Origin of the sequence: Streptomyces sp., from assembly GCF_031178505.1 — a bacterium.
GTDB classification, from domain to species: Bacteria; Actinomycetota; Actinomycetes; order Streptomycetales; family Streptomycetaceae; genus Streptomyces; species Streptomyces gulbargensis.
In genome coordinates, this window is record NZ_JAPSIW010000883.1 from 1 (window position 1) to 2,598 (window position 2,598).

Here is a 2,598-nt window from a genome sequence, read left to right on the forward strand (position 1 = left end):
GTGGCCGTGCGCCAGGCCCGGAGCACCTCGGCCGCCGGGCGGCCGGCCCGCGCGGCGAGCGGACGCGTCCTCACGGCCGGGTGGCCGCCCCGCGCGGCCACGGCACGTGGCTTGACGGCTACGTGCCCGCAGGCGAGGGGGCGCCCGCCCCGGTGGTGGGCCGTCGGCCGGGTGGTGGTCATCGGAGGTGGGTGCGGGCGGTGATCAGTTCGCGTTCGCGCGGGTCGTGGGCCGCGTCCACGACGTGGGGGGCCTCGCCCTGGATCACGCGTTCGTGGAGCATCGGCACGGCGGCGTCGGTGGCGAGGACGGCGGCTTCGGCGGCGAGGACCGCGCGGCGGCGGGCGTCGCCGGCCGGGGTGCCGGCGGCGGTGGCGAGTGCGCGGTCGACCGCCGGGGCGGCGAGCTGGGAGATGTTGAAGGAGCCGTCCGTGGCGAAGTCGCTGTAGAGGTACGCGGCGGGGTCGCCGGAGTCGAGGACGGTGGCCCGGGAGAGGACGAAGGCGTCGAACTTGCCGGCGAGCGCGTCGGCCTCGATGTGGGCGTACTCGCGGATGTCCAGCTCGACGGTGAAGCCGGCCTTCCTCAGCTGCTGCTGGAGGAGCTGGGCCGCCTCGGGCAGTTCGGCGCGGTCGGTGAAGGTGCCGAGGGTGACGGTGGTGCCGCGCGGGGCGGCGGGCGCGACCGGGTGGCGCACCGGGCGGCGGAGTTCGGCGGCCCAGGGCAGGGCGGGACCGAGGAGGCCGTCAGCGAGGTCGGCGCGGCCCTCGTACACCCCGGTCACGAGGGCGCGGGCGTCGACGGCCCGGCGGGCGGCGGCGCGCAGGGCGGGGTCCTTGAAGGGGCCCTTGCGGGTGTTGAGGTAGAGGGTGTTGGTCCGGGGCATGGGGACCTCGGTGATCAGGTCCGGGTCCAGGAGCCGGGCCTGGGAGACGGGGACGGCCTCCACGATGTCGGCCTCTCCGCTGCGCAGGGCGGCGGCGCGGGCGGTGCCGTCGGGGACGTACCGCACGTCGATGCCCGGGGCCTCGGGGCGGCCGCCCCAGTAGCGGTCGTACCGGTCGAGGGTGGCGGAGGCGGTGCCGTCGGCGCGGACGAGGACGAAGGGGCCGGTGCCGGCGCCGACGGGGTTCACGGTCCGGCCGCGGTAGGCCTTGGCGGCGAGGATCGACAGCTGGGGGGAGCTGAGGCGCTGCGGGACCAGGGGGTCGTCGGCGGCGGTGGTGACGGTGACGGTCCGGGGTCCGGTGGCGCGGGCGGTGAGGTCGACGCCGTCGAGGATCCGTGGCTTGGGCGAAGCCTGGGCGGCGGTGGTGAGGGAGCGGACGACGGCCTCGGCGGTGAGGGGGGTGCCGTCGTGGAAGGTGACGCCCTCGCGGAGGGTGAAGGTCCAGGTCCGGCCGGTGCGCTGCCAGGCGGTGGCGAGGGCCGGGACGGCGTTGCCGTCGGGGTCGAGCCGGACGAGGGTCTCGGCGGTGGACCAGCGGGAGAGCTTGAAGGCGTCGTCGGAGAGCGGGGAGAGGCCGGAGCGGGGCGGCTGCATCATGGCGACGCGGATCCGTCCGCCGGAGGCCGCGTCGCCGCCGCTGCCCGGCCGTCCTCCGCTTCCGGCGGTGGTGCCGGAGCCGGCGAAGCAGCCGGTGAGCAGGGTCGCCGCCGCGGTGGTGAGGGCGAGGGCGGTGGTGAGGGCGGCGCGTCGGGTGGCGCGGCGGGTTTCGGGCAGGCGGAACAAGGGGGTCCTCTGAGGCGCGGGGGGGCGGGTGTGCCGATGACCATATCAGCATGACAATCGTTTTCATTAACCCGCCCGCGGCCGCCCGCGCCGGGGACTCAGCCGCCCGGCATCAGCCCGCCGCCCTTGAGCCGCTCGATGTCGGAGGGGCGGACCTGGATGACGGCGAGAGCGATGACGAAGGAGACGATCGCGAAGGCGGCGGCCACGATGAATCCGGCCGAGACGCCCGCGGTGAGCACCTCGTCGCCCCAGGGCGGCGGCAGCTGTCCGGTCTCCGCGAACCGGGCCTTCTCGGCGGGGCCGGCCTGGGAGAGGAAGGCGGGGACCTGCTTGTCGGCCTCGCTCCGGCTGACCGTGCCGAAGACGGTGACGAGGATGGACAGGCCCAGTGAACCGCCCACCTGCTGCGTCACGTTGAGGAGCCCGGAGGCCGCCCCCGACTCGTCGGGGGCCACGTTGGACAGGGCCATCAGGGTCAGCGAGACGAACATCATGCCCATGCCGAGGCTGAAGACCAGCATCGGTCCGAGGATCGAGCCCGCGTACGTCGAGTGGACGTCGGTCAGGGTGAGCCAGGACAGGCCGGCGGCCAGGCAGAGCGAGCCGAGGACCATGAAGGGCTTGGGCCCGTATTTCGGCAGGAGCTGGGAGGTGAACCCGGCGGCGACCGCGATGACCGCGCTCACCGGCAGGAACGCCAGGCCCGCCTCCAGCGGGCTGAAGTCCAGGACGCTCTGCACGAAGAGGGTCAGGAAGAAGAACATGCCGAAGATCGCGGCGGCGAGCCCGAGCATGATGCCGTAGGTGCCGGCCCTGTTGCGGTCGGCGAACATGTGGAGCGGGGTGATCGGCTGCCGCGAGCG

General features: G+C 74.9%; 3 protein-coding genes. All 3 read right to left on the reverse strand.

Annotated elements, in window-relative coordinates; all coding sequences use genetic code 11:
- Positions 1 to 182, reverse strand: a 182-nt coding sequence (locus RIF68_RS33915; protein WP_309055310.1) for a hypothetical protein, incomplete at its 3' end; no start/stop codon positions are given.
- Positions 179 to 1,723, reverse strand: coding sequence for an ABC transporter substrate-binding protein (locus RIF68_RS33920; protein ID WP_309055312.1), 1,545 nt, complete (start codon positions 1,721 to 1,723; stop codon positions 179 to 181). The genes RIF68_RS33915 and RIF68_RS33920, both read right to left, overlap by 4 nt.
- A gap of 107 nt (positions 1,724 to 1,830) precedes the next feature.
- Positions 1,831 to 2,598: MFS transporter (locus tag RIF68_RS33925; RefSeq protein WP_309055311.1), on the reverse strand; the 768-nt coding region annotated here is incomplete at its 5' end.